Origin of the sequence: Rhodococcus sp. D-46 (assembly GCF_011290655.1) — a bacterium.
Classification (GTDB): Bacteria; Actinomycetota; Actinomycetes; order Mycobacteriales; family Mycobacteriaceae; genus Rhodococcus_F; species Rhodococcus_F qingshengii.
In genome coordinates this window covers 157,404-174,367 of the sequence record NZ_JAANTF010000012.1, presented here as the reverse complement: position 1 = coordinate 174,367, position 16,964 = coordinate 157,404, and the positions used below count along the sequence as shown (strand labels likewise).

Below are 16,964 nucleotides of genomic sequence, written 5' to 3'. Positions count from 1 at the left end.
CATGTTCGAAAGGTTCTCCGCACAGGCTCGAGGCGTCGTTGTCGATGCTGTCGCCGGCTCCGGTCCTGTCACGCCGATGGAACTTCTGACCGCGCTGCTCACCTCTGATCGGGGCATCGCCACCGAGGTGCTCACCGAGTCTGGTGTCACGCTCGACGTGATCCGCCACGCCGGCGCCGGATCGAACGAAGGTAGCTCCAACAATTTCGACGACGACGCCGAGATACTCAAGTCGATCGGCATCGATCTCGATGCGGTTCGGGAGAGTCTCGAGCAGTCCTTCGGCGAAGGTGTGCTGGACGAGACTCCTGTGCCGGACGGCGTCGACACTTCTCGCAAGAGCCGATTCGGGTTCCCTCGTTCACGATTCGAGAAGGACTCCAAGAAGGTGTTGGAACTCTCGCTCCGTGAAGCGCTCGCGCACAAGGACAATCGCATCGGTGCCGAACACATCCTGCTCGGCATCCTGCGTGTCGCCGACGGGCCTACCCGTCAGGCCCTCGAAACGCAGGTCACGATGTCGGTGATCCGTGAGCGCTTGGAAGCGAAGATGAATCGCGCCGCCTAGATTCGGCACGGCTCCGCATGCACGGGGCGGGATGTGCCAGCATTCAGACATGACATTTCTGGCACGTCTCATCATCAACGGCATAGCCATCTGGCTGGCGTCGGCGTGGGTCACCGGCATCACGATCGCCAACCACGACAACGGCACCTGGGGCACGGTTCTCGTGATCGCGGTGATCGCTTTGATCTTCACGGTGGTCAACGCGTTCATCAAGCCGGTAGTGCAGCTTCTCTCGCTACCGCTGCTCATCCTGACTCTCGGATTGTTCACGCTCGTGATCAACGCCCTCATGCTGATGCTGACGGCGTGGATCTCGTCCGGAACGTCCTACGGCTTGACGGTCGACGGCTTCTGGACGGCAGTCTGGGGCGCGCTGATCATCTCGATCGTGAACTTTCTGCTCAGCGCGTTCGTCCCGGACAACCGTTGAGTCCGTCGACTTTCAGGCGAGACTGAGCGCAACTGCGGTCGCGGCACCCCAGACGAGCATGGCGAGTCCGGTGTCGCGCAACGCGGGGATCAGGGCCATACCCTGCCCGCCCGAACGCAGTGGGGCGTTGGCTCGGATTGCCAGTGGCAACGCCAGCAATCCGAGCAATGCCCACGGAGTGCGCAGGATCAGCAGCAGGGTCGCGACGAACGGGACGGCCAGCAGGATCACGTGCAGTGTGCGTGTCCTGGCGTCGCCGAGCCGGACTGCGAGAGTGATCTTTCCGGACTCGGTGTCGGTCGGGATGTCTCGAAGATTGTTGGCAACGAGCACCGCACTCGAGAACGAACCGATGGCAATCGCGCCGGCCAGCCCGGCCAGATCCACCCGTTCGGCCTGTACGAACTGAGTTCCCAGCACTGCAATCAGTCCGAAGAAGATGAACACGGCGATCTCGCCGAACCCGCTGTATCCGTACGGCTTCTTGCCGCCGGTGTAGAACCAGGCACCGATGATGCAGAACACGCCGACCGCAACCAGCCACCAGGCTGTGGTCGCTGCCAGAACGAACCCGGCTACCGCGGCAACGGTGAAGCAGCTGATCGCCGCGGCCTTCACGGCTCCGGGACTGACCAACTTCGATCCGACCAAGCGCAGTGGCCCGACGCGGTCGTCGTCCGTTCCGCGGATTCCGTCGGAGTAGTCGTTCGCGAAATTCACCCCGACGATCAAGGACAAGGAGACGATCAGTGCCAGGAGCGCCTTCCACCACACTGCGAGGTCCAGGGACGCCGCGGCTCCGGTGCCGACCAGCACGGGCGCAATCGCGTTCGGGAGTGTGCGCGGCCTCGCGCCTTCGATCCATTGAGCAGCTGTTGCCATACAACGATCTTTGCACTGTGCAATACGATCGAACGCGGTGGATCAGCACATGACTCGAGACGTGAGTGAGCGCGCCAGGTACGCGCAGTCGGGCGAAGACCTGGCAGACATTGCCTTGCTCGGACCCGTTTCGACCAAAGTGGGCGGTCGTCTGGTTCCGTTGCCGGGTCCGCGAGCTCGAACTCTGCTGGTTGCGCTGGCTCGCAATCCGGGTGAGCCACGTACCGCGCAGAGCCTGATCGACGACGTCTGGGGGCTGGAGCCGCCGCGCTCACCGATGAACGCCCTCCACACTCAGGTCTCGCGCCTGCGATCTGCACTCCCGGACGGGGCCCTCGAAGTCACGGCGGCCGGATACCGGCTCACTCTCGCTCGGGAGCGTGTCGACCTGGCCAGGGCAGCGGACGCCGCCCGTGGTCTGCGCACCGTCGGCGCCGACGCGTCCGAAGCGCTCGCCGTCACGACCGCGTCATTGCGCCTGTGGCGCGGTACCCCCGGGAGTGACGTCGTCGGCGACGTTGCAGATCGTCTGGCGCTCGACGCAGGCCGGGTGTACGACGAACTGGAGACGGCGCAGATCGACGCGTTGCTCACATTGGGGGAGTACGCGGCAGCCATTCCCCTGGTGCGCGGACGCCATCTGGCGAGCCCATTCGACGACACAGCGGCCGAGGCGTTGATGCGTGCGCTCGCCGGAGCAGGCCGAGTCAACGAGGCACTCGAAGTGTTCGCGGAGTTCCGCAACCACCTCGCCAATCGCCTGGGCGCTGATCCGTCACCCGCACTGGTGACTCTCAACGCGGAACTTCTCGGGGCACCTGCGGCTACACCGCGGGCCGCCCGTGCGATCGGTCTGCGCGCTGCCCCCAACACCTTGCTCGGTCGCGACAACGACATCGACCAGATCGAATCCTTGCTCGCCCGCTCGCGCGTCGTCACCATTCTCGGACCTGGTGGCGCCGGAAAGACCCGTCTCGCACACGAATTGGGCCTGCGCGGATCCGTGAACCAGCCGGGCGTCTCGGTGGTCCTCGTGGAGTTGGCGTCGTTGCGCAGCAGCGAAGATGTCATCGCGGCCATCGGAGGCACCCTCGGAATCAGCGAATCCGATCTGGCGCCAGGCAAATTGACCGTCGGCCGAACGCATTCGGCGAGAGAGCGACTCAAAGAGGCGCTGTCCGCCGGTCCGATGTTGCTCATCCTCGACAATTGTGAGCACGTGATCGGCGCGTGTTCGGAGATCGTGGCCGAGATGATCGCGGCCGGTCGTCAGCTGACGGTTCTGACCACCAGTCGTTCTCCGCTCATGATCAGTGCCGAGGCGGTGTACCCGTTGCCGCCGTTGGCGATCGAAGACGGAACCGGCTCGGCAGTCGAACTCTTCTCGGCGAGAGCCCGTGCGGTGCGGCCCTCCGTTCATCTGGACGTCGACGCGGTAGTCAAGCTGTGTACGACGCTCGACGGACTCCCGTTGGCGATCGAGCTCGCTGCCGCTCGGGTCCGCACCATGAGCGTCGACGAAATCGGTTCGAGACTGCGAGACAGGTTCGCGTTGTTGCGCTCCGATGATCCGACATCTCCGGATCGGCATCGTACCCTGCACGCGGTGATCGACTGGAGCTGGAATCTGTTGGGCAGCGGGGATCAGATTGCGTTGCGTCGATTGTGCCGATTCCCGGCCGGCTTCACCCTTTCGTCGGCGCAGGCCGTTGCCGGGTGGGGCGAGTTGACCGATGTGGCAAGTGCCGTCGAAGCGCTGGTGAATCAGTCACTTCTTTCCGTCAGCGACGGGCAGGGAGATCTTCGGTACTACATGCTCGAGACTGTCCGTGAATACGGCGAGGAGCAACTCGCCGCGTCCGGGGAGGGGCCGGAAGTGATTCGGCGCCTCGACGACTGGGCCATTGCGATCGCCGAGGATGCCGTCGTGCGTGCACGGACGGATCAGCTCCGTCTGATTGCCGACCTCGACGCCGAGCACGACAACCTTCTGGCTGTACTGCGCTGGGCCGTGGAACGCGGCGACGCGGTGACCGTAGCCAACGTCTTCCCCGTCCTTGCGATTCTGTGGGCCGTACGAGGATCGAACTCGGAAATCTCGAACTGGGCGTCGAAGATCGTCGGGGCGACCGCGGACAACGATCTGCGCGACGTGAATGCAGAACTGGTGGGCGCTACGTTCATCCTGGTGGCGATGCATCTCTTCTTCGGAGAGGCCGATCGAAACCATGCCCGTGCGCGGATCCGACTTCGAAAGCTGTTGCGTGAGCGCGATGATCTCGGTCCGTTGTTCGCATTTCTGATCAAGCTGACCACGAGTGGGATCGCCAACCACAAACTTGCGCGGTTGGTGGCCGAAGGCGTTCGCAGTTCCGATCCCGAGACCCGAATGGCGGCGCTGTCCGCGCGTTCGAACATGCGGGAGAACATCGGAGATCTGCGCGGTGCGTTGCTGGACGGGGAGACTCTGTTCGACTACGCCACCAGCATCGGTGACGAGTGGGGTCTGGCGATGGCGGCCCAACATGTCGGGTCGGTTCACAGCCAATCCGCCCGCTATGGCGAGGCCATCGAGTTCTACGCGATCGCGGCGGCGTCGATGGAACGCCTCGGTGCGCGTGACGAGGCGATGCAGCTCATCTGCTTTCAAGCCGGAGCAATGATCGCGGCCGGTGACACCGCTGGTGGTCGGGTGCTTCTCGATCGTGCACGTCCGGCATTGGCGCATTCGGGTGGGACCGGGGCCATCGAAACCGATCAACGGCGCGCGGCGCTCACAGCGAGTATCGCCGAGGCGGATCTCGCGGACGGCCGTATCGACGAGGGCTTGGCTCGGTATCGAGAAGCGCTGGAGCTGTTGGGTTCTGCGATCGAGAACATCTTCGGTGATCCCTTCGTCGTTCTGCTCGGTGCCGCGGCTGTGTGCGCTCACGCAGTTCACGGCCGGCACGAACTGGTGGCGGGCCGCGTTCTGCAGATGAAGGAGTCGAGTGCTCTCAAGCTCGATCCCAACGGTTACGCGGACCTGCCGCTCGCGGGTTCGTTGGCGTCGGCGATCGGGTCGTTCGATCTTGTCACGGGCAACATCGAACGCGGAGTCGAACTGATGGCTTTGTCGTTGAAAATGCCGGGGAGACAAGACTTCGTCTCGCTCCATCACGCGCGCCTCTCCGACTTCGCGGTTGGTCTGGTCGGAGCCGACAGGTGGTCTGTGGAAACCGAGAAGGTATCGGGTTACTCACGCAGAGCGGTCCGCGAAGCAGTGTTGGCTGCGCTTCGCGGACCGGTGCTGGACTAGGTCTGGACGATGGTGCGGGACTTATGTCTTGCGCATGTACATCCGCACGGTCAAAGGTGCCATGACGGCAACGATCACCGCGGCGCCCACCAGCGACCACACGACGTGGATACCGAAGTGGCCGTCGTTGGCCAGCTCGCGAACCGCGGTCACCAGGTGTGAGACCGGATTGACGTTCACGAACTTCTGAAGCCAACTCGGCATGGTGGCAGGATCGACGAACGCATTCGACAGGAACGTCAGCGGGAACAGCACGAGCATCGAAACACCCTGCACCGTGGACGCTTTGTTCATCAGCACGCCCATGAGAGCGAAGATCCAGCTGATGGAGAAGGCGCACACCATGACCAGGATCGCGGCAGACAGAATGCCGACCACGCCGCCTGCGGGGCGGTAACCCATCGCGAAACCGACGATGAACGTGATGGTCGTGGCGATGCCGTAGCGCACGACGTCGGCGAGCAATGCACCGGACAGCGGGGCGATACGAGCGATGGGAAGGGACTTGAAGCGGTCGAACACGCCCTTGTCCATGTCCTCACGAAGCTGCGTGCCCGTGACGATGGAACCGGTGATGACGGTCTGGACGAGGATGCCGGGGATGATCGTCGGCAGATATGCCGTCACGTCACCGGCGATCGCGCCGCCGAAGATGTAAGTGAACATCAACGTGAAGATGATCGGCTGGATGACGACGTCGAACAGTTGCTCGGGGTTGTGCTTGATCTTGAGAATTCCGCGGTACGCCATCGTGAACGTGTTCGCGAAGCTCTGCTGCAGGCTGATGCGGCGGGGTGCGGCATCCGGCTGGGCTATCGGCGACCGGGGTTTGGTGAGGGTGGTTGTCATGCGACGCTCCGATCGGAGTCGTTGTCGGACTGGGCGTCGTTGCGTCCACCGTCTTCGGGCTGGTGCCCGGTGATGGTCAGGAACACTTCGTCCAGGCTGGGTTTCTGTACGTTGATCTCGTCGACGGCGATACCTTGCTCACGCAGACGGATCAACAGGTCCGCCGTGATCGACGGGTCGCTCAGTGGTGCGGTGATCCGCCCGACCTCGGGAGTGACACCCACCTCGACGCTCAGCGCAGCGGCGATGAGCGAGCGAGCCTCCTCGGTGCGATCACGATCGACCAGCTTGAGTTGGAGCGAGGAGATCCCGACCGAAGCCTTGAGTTCGTCGGCGGTGCCGTTGGCGATCACGCGGCCGCGGTCGATCACCGCGATGCGATCGGCCAGTTGATCGGCTTCGTCGAGGTACTGCGTGGTGAGCAACACCGTCGAACCCTCGGCGACGAGTCGCCGGATGGTCACCCACATCTGGGCGCGGGTGCGCGGATCGAGGCCGGTGGTGGGCTCGTCGAGAAACAGCAGCGGCGGGCGCGCGATCAGGCTTGCCGCCAGATCCAGGCGTCGACGCATGCCGCCGGAGAAGTTCTTCAGCGGTTTGGTCGCGGCCTCGACCAGATCGAACTCCTCGAGGAGTTCCAGGGACTTGGTGCGCGCATCGCGGCGGCTCAGGCCGAGCAACCGCGAGAAGATCACGAGGTTCTCGGTCGCCGTCAGATCCTCGTCGACGGAGGCGTACTGACCGGTGACGCCGATCAGGGATCGGACCGCGGTGGGTTCACGGCTGACGTCGTGGCCGAAGATGCGCGCCTCACCGCCGTCGGGGCGAAGGAGAGTGGCGAGCATGCGGACGGTGGTGGTCTTGCCGGCGCCGTTCGGCCCGAGGACGCCGAACACCGAGCCGGTGGGGACGGTGAGGCTGACGCCGTCGACCGCGCGGTGCTCGCCGAACTTCTTGACGAGTCCGTCGGCCTCGATGGCAAGAGGCGAAGCTGTGTGGTTCATGGGATGAAGCTTGGCAGACCGATCTTGCATGGACCTTGCGTGGAACTTGCGGTTACTTGCACAGTGCGCGAGGTCGGTGCTCCACAACCGGCAAACAATCCCCAGACGGATCTTGCTTGTCGGTGTGCGGGCGCGGCGGCATCACGCTCGCTGCATGGAGATTCTTACGCGGGCACAGGCTCACCGGGACGGCACCAGCGACGCGCAGTTGCAGCGAGCGGTCAGGCGCGGCGAGCTGCACCGAATCGCAGCGGGGATCTACATGCGCGCCGATCACTTCCGCGAACTCGATGCGAGAGCACGCCACCGCTGCGCTGTCATGGTAGCCACCGAAAGCTGTGGACCAGGCGCAATCGTGAGCCACGCTTCGGCAGCGGTCATGCACGGATTGGATTGCGGCGGATTGCGATTGGACACCGTGCACATGACGCGTAACCGGTGCTCGGGTGGGCGGAAGAGTCAAACCTTGCATCTTCATCCGGCAGTGGTCCCGGCCGAGGAGGTCGTGCTGATCGACGGCGTCGCAACCACGTCGCTTGCGCGAACGTTCGTCGACCTCGCACGGACGACGCCGTTCGAGACCGCCGTGGTGATCGGTGATTGCGCCCTGCGACGTGGGATGAGGCGTGAGAACGTCGACGCTTCGCTCGATCATGCGCGCGGACGGCTGGGAATGAGTCGCGCTCGAGTGGCGGCGACGTTCATCGAACCAGGTGCCGAGAGTCCGGGAGAGTCCATCAGCCGGGTACGCATGCGCGACGACGGTTGGCCGATGCCGACCCTGCAGCACGAGATCCGTCACGGTGGCCGGTTCATCGGGAGAGTCGATTTCTTCTGGAAAGAGCACGGTGTGGTGGGCGAGTTCGACGGGATGGTCAAGTATCGCGGCGACAATCCAGGGAGGGCGGTAGAGCGCGAGAAACTGCGGGAGGACGCGATCCGGGACGCGGGGTTCGAGGTGTTCCGGTGGGTATGGGCGGATCTTCGCGACTTCGAACGTGTCCGCGAAAGGTTCGAGCGGGCTTGCCTCCGCGGAGCCGCGCGCTGATTGTGCAGCCGCGGCGCTGATCAGGCCTGCGGCTGAACAATCGGGCTGCGGCTGCTAGCTGAACCGAGCCACCAGGGCGGCGCGGTCGAGCTTGCCCGGTCCGCGCAGGGGGAGCGCGTCCAGGACGAAGAGTTCCCGCGGCGCTGCGGTGACGTCGAGTGTCCGCTGAGCATGTGCGCGTAGTTCGTCGAGCGTCGGAGCTTCGCCCTCGGGTACGACGACGGCCACCACCCGCTGCCCCAGCCGCGGGTCCTCGATGCCGATCACCGCGCACTCGCGAACGGCGGGGTGATCGGCCAGCGCGGCCTCGACCACCTGCGGTACGACGGTCAGCCCGCCGGTGGAGATTGCCTCGTCCAACCGGCCGCTGATGCGAAGGACCCCGTCGACCACTGATCCGGCGTCGTCGGTCCGGAACCATCCGGGTTCGGCGAAGGCAGGGTGGTCGGGAAGCCCGCGGTACCCGGACGCGAGCATCGGACCGCCCAGCAGTACTCGCCCGTCGTCGATACGAATCTGTGCTCCGGACAACGGGATTCCGTCGTAGACGCAACCGCCGGACGTTTCGCTCATCCCGTAGGTGCGGACGACGGTGATGCCCGCTTCGGTGGCCTGCGCGAGTACCGGTGCGGGAGTAGCAGCGCCGCCGAGCAGAACCGCGTCGAGCGAAGCCAGAGCCTCGACCGCGGCGCGATCACCGAGTGCCTTGACCAACTGCGTCGGCACCAACGAGGTGTAGCGGCGCGGTCCGCTCATCGCGGCGACAGCGCCCGGCAATGCGGCAGGGTCGAAACCCGCACTGACGTCGACGATCACCGGTTGTGTTCCGGCGAGGACACTGCGCAACAGAACTTGCATCCCGGCGATGTGGTGCGGGGGGAGAACCAGCAACCAGGATCCGGTGCCGCCGAGGCGTTCATTGGTCGCGTCGCCGCTGGCTCGCAGTGCGCTCGCGGCGAGCATCGCGCCCTTCGGGGTTCCGGTGGTCCCCGACGTGGCGACCACCAGCGAGATGCCGTCGTCGATTGGCTGATCGGGGTGCAGAGCGTCGCTCAGTCGGGCCGTCTCGCGTGCGTCGGCCGCCGGGACGGGAAGCACGGCGTCGTGCACGCCGTCCAGGATCTGCGCGATGGCAGGCAGTACCTCGAAGACCGCCTCACCCTGTGGAACGGCCAGTGTGCGAAGAACGTTCACCGGACGTCCGGCCCGGCCAGCGGCCAACCACCGGCAGCCAGATGGCTTCGTACTCGGTCGACGTCGGTTTCGAGTGGCATCTCGTTGGTGATCTTCGTGATGAGGACCTGGATGTCGGTCTTCTCGATGGGCAGATCGCCGTCCTCGATCAACGCGTCGGCGACGGCGTCGACCTCGGTTTCGGAGAGTCTGCGAGTGAGGAGCGCGAAAAGTGGGATGTAGTCCTGCTCGGGGACGCCATTGGGATAGCCGGCCCGCAACCAGCCGACTATCGACGTGAGGAAGGGCGGAAGGGCCATGACGTCAGCTCACGTCTCGAACTTCGTTGTCGGTGTCCACGTCTTCGATGACCGGCCACCCACCTGCGCGCAGCCTTTCGGTGACACGATCGACGTCGTCCTCGGACGGCTCCTCGTTGAGGATTCCCTCGATGATGGCGCGGATGGTGTCGTAGTCGACGTGGCGGTCCGGCACTTCGTGTGCCGACTCGATGGACATCGAAACGACCTGCTCGATCTCCTCGTCGGTCAGACGACGACGGAGAACGGCGAGCAGCGCAAAATGATCCTTGTCCGGGATGCCCTCGGGATACCCGGCACGCAGCCAGTCGAGCACGCTGCGCAATGAATACTTGCTCAAATCCTCGGCCTCATTTTCGTTTCGGTGGTTTCAGTGGTGTGCCGCGACGACCACTCAGAAGACGTGGATTCCGAACGTGCTGGCCAAGAAGTTCTTCATCAACAACAGTATTCCGGCGAAGATCGTGACGAGCACGACCGCAAAACAGAGGTACGCACCCATTTTACCCAGGGTGGACGGTCCTTCGGTGCCGTCGGCGTTCGGCAGACTCAGCGACTTGAGGCCGAAGGCGAAGATCGCCGGCAGTCCGGCTCCGAAGAGCAGTCCGACTGCCACTACCTGCCAGAGCGAATCGAGGGTATCGGTGAGTAGATGCATTCTCTTGCGCCCCTTTCAGGAGTTGCGAGTGGGTTCGGTGGACGGAGTGGGATCAGCAGTCGGAATCTCGCGAGCCGTCGCATCCGGATTCTCGTCCCATTCGGCGGTCACGTTGGCGGCGTCTACGGGTTCCTTACGCGAACGCAGGTACATGAAGATCGCGAACGCGATGAGGGCAGCGAAGACGACGAGCACGCCGGCCAGGCCGCCGATCAGATGCGCGAGTGCCCAGCAGATGGCGCCGACCACTGCGGCCGACGGCAAGGTGATCAACCAGGCGGCGGCCATCCGGCCTGCGACGCCCCAGCGGACCTCGGCGCCCTTGCGCCCGATGCCGGTACCGAGGATCGATCCGGTGGCGACGTGGGTGGTCGAGAGGGGGAGTCCGAGGTGGCTCGACGTGAGAATGATGGCTGCGGACGACGCTTCGGCTGCCAGACCCTGCGGCGCTGCGATCTCGACAAGGCCCTTGCCCAGGGTGCGGATGATGCGCCAACCGCCCAGGTAGGTGCCGAGAGCGATCGCGACGGCACAGGTGAACTTCACCCAGAACGGCATCTCGGTCTCGGCGGTGATGGTGCCGTGAGCGACCAGGGCCAAAAAGATGACGCCCATAGTCTTCTGGGCGTCATTGGTGCCGTGCGCAAGTGAGATCAATGAGGCGGTGCCGATCTGGCCGAAACGGAAACCGCGCTCACGCTCGTCTTCCTTGACGGATGCGGTGATTCGGTACACGAGCTTGGTACCGACGCCTGCGACCAGGGCCGCGACGACCGGCGCGAGGATCGCGGGGACGACGACCTTGGTCAGAACTCCACCCCACTCGACGCCGCCCATACCGATGGAGGCGATTGCGGCGCCGATCAATCCGCCGAACAGTGCGTGTGAGGAGCTCGACGGCAATCCGAGCAGCCAGGTCGCCAGATTCCAGATGATTCCGCCGACGAGACCGGCGAAGACGATCAGCAGCAGATCCTGCCCACTGACCGCGCCGAGGTTGACGACGCCTTTGGCCACGGTCGCAGCGACCTCGACGGACAGGAACGCACCGACCAGGTTCAGGATCGCGGAAAGTGTGACCGCAACTTTGGGCTTGAGTGCTCCGGTCGCGATGGAGGTGGCCATTGCGTTACCGGTGTCGTGAAAACCATTCGTGAAATCGAACGCGAGGGCGGTGACAACTACCACCAGGAGGATTACGAGCTCTGCGGTCACAACGTGAATTGTGCGTATCGAACGCGTAAAAGTACAGCGAACGGGATGCGAACAGGGGCTCCGCGGAGTACGTCCCCGCGCGTGGGCTGCGGCGCTGCCGTTCGCGATGTGTTCAGCGCCACGAAATCGGAACCCTGTGTGGGACCTCACTTTTTGGTCTCACTCACCGGGAAGGCACATTCGGACCGTTTTAAACGCTGATTACCTACGGGCACCGAGCGCACCGGAACAGGGGTTTCACCCCTGTTTCTCGGTGTCTGTCAGTGAGAAGGAGAGCTCCGACCGTGAAGCCCAACAAGTCCACGAAGCTGATCGTGGCACTCGCCGCGACCGCCGTTCTGGCGTCAGCCTGCGCATCGAATCGTGGTGACGATCCCTACGCCGTCGCTGTCGGCGGACCCGGCGTCAGCGCAGACCTTGCGTCGAGCACATCCGACGCGAAGTTCGGCACCCTCGATTCGCCCTGTGGTGAAGGCGACGCCACCGGCGCAACCGATCAAGGCGTCAGCGACACCGAGATCAAGATCGGGTTCGGTGACGACCGCGGTTATGTGAAGTCTCCTGGGCTGAACAAGGAAATGAGCGATGCGGTGAACGCGCTCATCTCTTGGTGCAACGATCAGGGCGGCATCAACGGCCGCAAGGTTGTCGGTACCGACTACGACGCCGCGATGACGCAGGCCAACTCGGTCATGCAGGAAGCGTGCGCGAGCCAGTTCATGATGGTCGGCTACGGCTTCGCGATGGATCAGACCGCCGAGCAGACGCGTGTCGCGTGCAACCTGGTGTCCGTGCCAGGCTTCACCGTGTCACCCGACGCAGCCAACGGACCGATGACATTCCAGGGTGTCCCGTTCCCGGTCGACTACGCGAACGGTTCGCAGTGGTTCCAGATGGCCGAGATGCACCCCGATCTGGTGAACGACTTCGACGTCGTCAACAGCACGATGCCCACGATCATCAGCTCCACCACGAAGATTCGCTCGATCGCCGAGGCTGCGGGCTTCAAGCTCAAGGATTGCGGCGTCACACTCAACTACGAGGGGGAATCGAGCTATGTGCCGTTCGCCGAGAAGTACAAGGAGTGCGGCGCGAAGGGGATCTGGACGTCACGATCGGCGAGCCCGTCGGAGCTGAACTTCGTGAAGGCCCTCGACCAGGTCGGGATCGATCCCATCTTCTTCGGTGAAGCCACCTGGTACGGCGCGACCGTCTCCGATTGGAACAAGGACACCGGACTGCTCGACAACCTCAACGCGGGCATGACCTTCCAGATGCTCGAGAACGCGGACAAGGTGCCCGCAGTGAAGAAGTACGTCGATCTGGTCTCCGAGCAGGGTGGCAAGACCGCGCTCCTCGGTATGCAGGCGGCGTCGTCCTTCCTGCTGTGGGCGGCCGCCGCGGACGAGTGCGGTAGCGATCTGACGCGTCAGTGCATGGTGAACGAACTCTCGAACATTCACGAGTGGGACGGCGGCGGATTGCACGCCGTCACCGATCCCGGCAAGAACATGCCGGCCACCTGCGGACTCATGACCTCGTTGAAGGGCAGTAGCTACGCGCAGGCGTTCCCGTCCACCGCGGGCGAATTCAAGTGTGACCCCAAGTACCTCGTCGCGACCGACAAGAGCACCTGGGGGACCGAACTCGGCGCTGACCGCGTGTCGACGAAGTACCAGAACGCCAACGTCATCAAGCCGCAGTCCTGATTCTTCCGACTCGGGCGGCGAGCGCCAACCGCCGCCCGAGTCCCTAACGAGGGTTCAGCCATGAACACTTTTGTCACTTTCACGATCCTGGGCCTGGTCCTGGGGTCGGTGTACGCGATCGCCGCCTCCGGGCTGGTACTCACGTACAACACGTCAGGCATCTTCAACTTCGCGCACGGTGCACAGGCAATGCTCGGTGCGTTCATCTACTGGCAGTTGCGCTACGGCTGGGAACTTCCCACCGTCGTCGCTTTGCTGATTTCACTCGTCCTGGTCGGGCCACTGATGGGCCTCGGCCTCTACGTCCTGATCATGAAGGGTCTGCGCGATACCGCCGAGGTCACCAAAATCGTTGTGACGGTCTCGATCCTGCTCGGAATGCTCTCGATCTCGCACTGGTTCTGGCACCCCGAGACCGCTCGGACGATGCAGATGTTCTTCGGCGACCAGTCCAAGATCACGGTGTTCGGCGCGAGCATCCGCTACCACGAGTTGATCTGCATCCTCGTTGCGATCGCCATCGCCGTCGGCCTGCGCATCCTGTTCACGCGCACCCGCGCCGGTGTCGCGATGCGCGGCGTCGTCGACGATCCGGAACTGTTGCGCCTCAACGGCCACAATCCGGAGCGTCTTGCGGCCCTGTCCTGGGCGATGGGTTCGACGCTCGCAGTCCTGGCCGGCATCCTGATCACCCCGATCAGTGGCGGCACACTCGAGGCGAACATGTTGACACTCTTGGTGATCGACGCGTTTGCCGCGGCCATGTTCGGCCGGTTGCGCAGCATTCCGCGCACGTTCGTCGGCGCCGTGGTCCTCGGGCTTGCCGGTACGTACGTATTGGCGTACTTCCCGACGAGTTGGAGTTGGACGTCGAATTTCCGTGTCTCCCTGCCGATGATCGCGCTGTTCGTGGTGCTGATCGTGCTCCCACAGGACCGCTTGCGTGGCGCGGTCACTCGTACTCGCGAGCGTTACCACGTGCCGAGCGTGCGCAAGGCCGTCGTCTGGGGCGTGGCACTGATCGTCATCGTCTACCTGATCCGTCTGCTGATGGTGACCTCCGCCGTCACCACACTGACCATCGGAATGACTTTCGCGATCATCGCGCTCTCGCTCACACTCCTCACCGGCTACGCGGGTGAATTGAACTTGGCGCCGGTATCTTTCGGCGCTATCGCTACCATCGTGGCCTTCCACTTCGGGATCTCCGGTTCCGGGTTGGCTGCGCACCTCAACCTGTGGGGCATCGTCGTCGGAGTCCTCGTCACCGCCGTGATCGGTGGCCTCGTCGCCCTGCCGGCGCTGCGGCTCAGAGGGCTGTATCTCGCGCTGGCAACCATGGCCTTCGGAGTGTTCCTCTCCAACATGGTCCTTCGCGACACCACCGAACACGAGATGTTCGGCATGAAGTACTCGCTGTTCAAGGACGGGAACATCGCCCTCCCTCCGCTGAAGATCGGTCCGCTCGATCTGAGCAACGAGACGGTGTTCCTGATGACCGTGACCGCGCTGTTCTCGATACTCGGCGTCGGCGTCATCGCGTTGCGTAACAGCGGCTACGGGCGCCGACTCGCGGCGATGAAGGACAGCCCGGCCGGTTCGGCCATGCTCGGACAGAGCCTGGTTCGGCTCAAGCTCAGCGTCTTCATGATCTCTTCGGGGATCGCCGGTCTCGGCGGCATTCTGATGTCGAGCGCCATGGGGTCCGTCTCGGGCGAGAGCTTTGCCATCATGGTCAGCCTCTCGCTGCTCATGCTGACCGTCGTCGCGGGTATCGGATACGTCACCGGCGCCCTGTTCGGTGGACTGATGGCTGGAATCGGGTTTGCGGTCATCATGGTCTCGTTCACCAATCTGGCTTCGGCGCAACCGGAGTTGGAGGGAATGTGGCTGCTCTTCGGCAACATCGCGGCAGTCAGCCCGGCACTGATCGGCATCGGCGTCGGCGCGAACCCCAGCGGAACGGTCCACAGCGTGATCGAGGGCTACCGACGGCTCGCCGGTGCCAAGCCTGTTCTGATCGGCGGCGCCGCAGTCGTTCTGCTGACCTACGTCCTCGCTCTGACCGGTGTACTCGGCAACTGGTGGTTCGCGTCCATCACGATCGCGGTGGTGTTCATGCTGCCGGTGATCGGTGAGATGGTCATGCCCAGCGCGGTTCTCACTCCGGAGGAACTGGCCGCCAAAGCGACAGTCGTTCCCGAGGACATCGGGATCGATGTCCCCTACAGCCCCGAGATCCGTGACGAGATCGACCGCGAACTGGGGATTCCTCAGTACCAGGGTGGCTCGCCGAAGGAGTTGACCGTCCATGTCTGATACACCACTTCTCGAAACGCGCGGTGTGAGCGTTCGTTTCGGTGGACACGTCGCGGTCAAGGACGTTTCGCTCACCGTGCAACCCGGCACCGTGACAGGACTCATCGGACCGAACGGTGCCGGCAAGACGACGCTCTTCAACACCATCACCGGGCTGCAGAAACCCACCTCCGGTCAGGTGTTCCTCGGCGGCGTCGACGTGACGAAGCTACCGCCGCACAAGCGGGCAGGTCGCGGGCTGGCACGTACCTTCCAGCGGCTCGAACTGTTCGTCTCGCTGTCGGTGCGTGACAACCTGCGCGTCGCCGGAGACATCCACAAGGCGAACGGCCGCAACAAGATCGACGTGGACAGCGAGACGGATCGTCTGCTGGAGCTGACCGGGCTGACGGATGTCGCGGACAAGGACGTCGCGGACATCCCCACCGGACGCGCCCGCGTCGTCGAAGTTGCACGGGCGCTCATGACCGACCCGCGAGTGCTGCTGCTCGACGAACCGGCCTCGGGTCAGACCGAGCAGGAAACCGAGGTCTTTGCCGAGATGCTCACCGAACTTGCTGCGGGTGGACTCGGAATCTGTCTGGTGGAGCACGACATTCCGCTGGTGATGAAAGTGTGCTCGACCATCCACGTGCTCGACTACGGCGCAGTCCTCGCCTCGGGTGAACCGGAGAAGATCCGGACGGATCCGGAAGTGATCGCGGCCTACATCGGGACCGAGGAGGAGGCGGTATGACTTCAGCGAAAATTGGCGAGGCGAAAATCGACGAGGGTATACGCAGCCCCGACCGCGCCGAACCGTTGCTCGAACTGTCCGGTGTCCGCGCCGGTTACGGATCCATCGAAGTTCTGCACGGGGTGGACCTGATTCTGGAACCGGGCGCCGTGGTGGCGCTACTCGGACCCAACGGTGGCGGCAAGACGTCGACGCTCAAGATCTGCTCGGGCGTCCTTCCGGTCACCCGCGGCGAGTTCCGGCTCGCGGGCCAGGTCGTGAACGGAGTCGAGCCTTCGGAGTTGGCTCGGCTGGGGGTCTGCTCCATCCCCGAAGGACGCGGGATCTTCGCCAACCTCACTGTGCGGGAAAACCTGTGGATCGCCACCGGAACGGGCGTCGGGCTGGCCGAACTCGAAGAGGTTGCGTACGGCAGGTTCCCGATCCTGGGGGAGCGGCGCGGACAGTTGGCCGGATCGATGTCCGGTGGTGAGCAGCAGATGCTGGCGCTGTCACGGGCACTCGGCACTCACCCGACGGTGCTCCTGCTCGACGAGCTGTCGATGGGTCTCGCACCTCGAATCGTCTCGCAGATGTACGACGTCGTCGGCTCGCTTGCAGCCGAAGGCATTTCCATTCTCGTCGCCGAGCAGTTCGCGCGAGCGGTGCTGCCCATCGCGACGTCGGCCGCACTGATGTTGCAGGGACGCGTCGTCAAGACCGGCGATCCACACGACATCGAAAACGAACTTTCTACCAGTTATCTAGGAGGATGA

16 protein-coding genes are annotated in these 16,964 nt (G+C 64.0%); 8 read left to right on the top strand and 8 right to left on the bottom strand.

The features are described 5' to 3' along the window. The first annotated feature begins 1 nt into the window (after nt 1). On the top strand, nt 2-568 hold the full coding sequence (locus tag G9U53_RS28735) for a Clp protease N-terminal domain-containing protein (protein WP_003941949.1): 567 nt from the start codon (nt 2-4) through the stop codon (nt 566-568). Nucleotides 569-617: 49 nt separating this feature from the next. Continuing rightward, nucleotides 618-998, top strand: a complete 381-nt coding sequence (locus tag G9U53_RS28730) for a phage holin family protein (RefSeq protein WP_003941998.1) — start codon at nt 618-620, stop codon at nt 996-998. Between the two features lie 12 nt (nt 999-1,010). Here the strand turns inward: G9U53_RS28730 and G9U53_RS28725 are convergent, their stop codons facing one another. Further along, complete coding sequence (locus G9U53_RS28725; protein WP_165639682.1) at nt 1,011-1,880, bottom strand: 1,4-dihydroxy-2-naphthoate polyprenyltransferase; 870 nt, start codon at nt 1,878-1,880, stop codon at nt 1,011-1,013. A gap of 49 nt (nt 1,881-1,929) precedes the next feature. On the opposite strand from G9U53_RS28725, the gene G9U53_RS28720 reads away from it, so the two are divergent. Further along, nucleotides 1,930-5,178 (top strand): BTAD domain-containing putative transcriptional regulator, encoded by a 3,249-nt coding sequence (locus tag G9U53_RS28720; protein ID WP_165639681.1) that lies wholly within the window; start codon nt 1,930-1,932, stop codon nt 5,176-5,178. Nucleotides 5,179-5,199: 21 nt separating this feature from the next. On the opposite strand, the gene G9U53_RS28715 is transcribed toward G9U53_RS28720, so the two are convergent. Both G9U53_RS28715 and G9U53_RS28710 read right to left on the bottom strand, forming a co-directional pair. Beyond that, a complete protein-coding gene (locus G9U53_RS28715) occupies nt 5,200-6,027 on the bottom strand; it encodes an ABC transporter permease (protein ID WP_003941848.1) in 828 nt (275 codons plus the stop codon). Continuing rightward, entirely contained in the window at nt 6,024-7,031 is a 1,008-nt protein-coding gene (locus G9U53_RS28710) for a daunorubicin resistance protein DrrA family ABC transporter ATP-binding protein (protein ID WP_003941960.1), read from the bottom strand. The genes G9U53_RS28715 and G9U53_RS28710 overlap by 4 nt, the downstream gene beginning before the upstream one ends. 154 nt (nt 7,032-7,185) lie before the next feature. Between G9U53_RS28710 and G9U53_RS28705 the strand changes: the two genes are divergently transcribed. Beyond that, nucleotides 7,186-8,079, top strand: coding sequence for a type IV toxin-antitoxin system AbiEi family antitoxin domain-containing protein (locus G9U53_RS28705; RefSeq protein ID WP_050768582.1), 894 nt, complete (start codon nt 7,186-7,188; stop codon nt 8,077-8,079). Between the two features lie 54 nt (nt 8,080-8,133). Here G9U53_RS28705 and menE read toward each other — a convergent pair whose 3' ends face one another. From menE to G9U53_RS28680, 5 genes are read right to left on the bottom strand one after another with little or no spacing between them, the layout of a single operon-like run. Next, nucleotides 8,134-9,273, bottom strand: a complete 1,140-nt coding sequence (menE, locus tag G9U53_RS28700) for an o-succinylbenzoate--CoA ligase (protein ID WP_064688473.1) — start codon at nt 9,271-9,273, stop codon at nt 8,134-8,136. Continuing rightward, entirely contained in the window at nt 9,270-9,572 is a 303-nt protein-coding gene (locus tag G9U53_RS28695; RefSeq protein ID WP_003941976.1) for a DUF3349 domain-containing protein, read from the bottom strand. Before G9U53_RS28695 ends, menE begins: the two co-directional genes overlap by 4 nt. A 4-nt stretch (nt 9,573-9,576) precedes the next feature. Further along, the gene (locus G9U53_RS28690) at nt 9,577-9,912 is read right to left on the bottom strand and encodes a DUF3349 domain-containing protein (protein ID WP_003941853.1); all 336 of its coding nucleotides are present in this window, start codon (nt 9,910-9,912) and stop codon (nt 9,577-9,579) included. A 54-nt stretch (nt 9,913-9,966) separates the two neighbouring features. Continuing rightward, nucleotides 9,967-10,230, bottom strand: coding sequence for a hypothetical protein (locus G9U53_RS28685; protein WP_003942079.1), 264 nt, complete (start codon nt 10,228-10,230; stop codon nt 9,967-9,969). A 15-nt stretch (nt 10,231-10,245) separates the two neighbouring features. Next, the gene (locus tag G9U53_RS28680; protein WP_007728486.1) at nt 10,246-11,445 is read right to left on the bottom strand and encodes an inorganic phosphate transporter; all 1,200 of its coding nucleotides are present in this window, start codon (nt 11,443-11,445) and stop codon (nt 10,246-10,248) included. 284 nt (nt 11,446-11,729) lie between these two features. On the opposite strand from G9U53_RS28680, the gene G9U53_RS28675 reads away from it, so the two are divergent. From G9U53_RS28675 to G9U53_RS28660, 4 genes are read left to right on the top strand one after another with little or no spacing between them, the layout of a single operon-like run. Then, the gene (locus G9U53_RS28675; protein WP_063314760.1) at nt 11,730-13,154 is read left to right on the top strand and encodes an ABC transporter substrate-binding protein; all 1,425 of its coding nucleotides are present in this window, start codon (nt 11,730-11,732) and stop codon (nt 13,152-13,154) included. A gap of 60 nt (nt 13,155-13,214) precedes the next feature. Next, nucleotides 13,215-15,473, top strand: a complete 2,259-nt coding sequence (locus G9U53_RS28670) for an ABC transporter permease (RefSeq protein WP_063314759.1) — start codon at nt 13,215-13,217, stop codon at nt 15,471-15,473. Further along, entirely contained in the window at nt 15,466-16,209 is a 744-nt protein-coding gene (locus G9U53_RS28665; RefSeq protein ID WP_063314758.1) for an ABC transporter ATP-binding protein, read from the top strand. The genes G9U53_RS28670 and G9U53_RS28665 overlap by 8 nt, the downstream gene beginning before the upstream one ends. Continuing rightward, nucleotides 16,206-16,964, top strand: coding sequence for an ABC transporter ATP-binding protein (locus G9U53_RS28660; protein ID WP_003941866.1), 759 nt, complete (start codon nt 16,206-16,208; stop codon nt 16,962-16,964). Before G9U53_RS28665 ends, G9U53_RS28660 begins: the two co-directional genes overlap by 4 nt.

Excerpts from the sequence above, each read along its gene's own strand:
- G9U53_RS28735 (WP_003941949.1), top strand. The coding sequence starts at position 2 with ATGTTCGAAAGGTTCTCCGCACAGGCTCGAGGCGTCGTTGTCGATGCT.
- G9U53_RS28730 (WP_003941998.1), top strand. The coding sequence starts at position 618 with ATGACATTTCTGGCACGTCTCATCATCAACGGCATAGCCATCTGGCTG.
- G9U53_RS28725 (WP_165639682.1), bottom strand. The coding sequence starts at position 1,880 with ATGGCAACAGCTGCTCAATGGATCGAAGGCGCGAGGCCGCGCACACTC.
- G9U53_RS28720 (WP_165639681.1), top strand. The coding sequence starts at position 1,930 with ATGACTCGAGACGTGAGTGAGCGCGCCAGGTACGCGCAGTCGGGCGAA.
- G9U53_RS28715 (WP_003941848.1), bottom strand. The coding sequence starts at position 6,027 with ATGACAACCACCCTCACCAAACCCCGGTCGCCGATAGCCCAGCCGGAT.
- G9U53_RS28710 (WP_003941960.1), bottom strand. The coding sequence starts at position 7,031 with ATGAACCACACAGCTTCGCCTCTTGCCATCGAGGCCGACGGACTCGTC.
- G9U53_RS28705 (WP_050768582.1), top strand. The coding sequence starts at position 7,186 with ATGGAGATTCTTACGCGGGCACAGGCTCACCGGGACGGCACCAGCGAC.
- G9U53_RS28695 (WP_003941976.1), bottom strand. The coding sequence starts at position 9,572 with ATGGCCCTTCCGCCCTTCCTCACGTCGATAGTCGGCTGGTTGCGGGCC.
- G9U53_RS28685 (WP_003942079.1), bottom strand. The coding sequence starts at position 10,230 with ATGCATCTACTCACCGATACCCTCGATTCGCTCTGGCAGGTAGTGGCA.
- G9U53_RS28670 (WP_063314759.1), top strand. The coding sequence starts at position 13,215 with ATGAACACTTTTGTCACTTTCACGATCCTGGGCCTGGTCCTGGGGTCG.
- G9U53_RS28665 (WP_063314758.1), top strand. The coding sequence starts at position 15,466 with ATGTCTGATACACCACTTCTCGAAACGCGCGGTGTGAGCGTTCGTTTC.
- G9U53_RS28660 (WP_003941866.1), top strand. The coding sequence starts at position 16,206 with ATGACTTCAGCGAAAATTGGCGAGGCGAAAATCGACGAGGGTATACGC.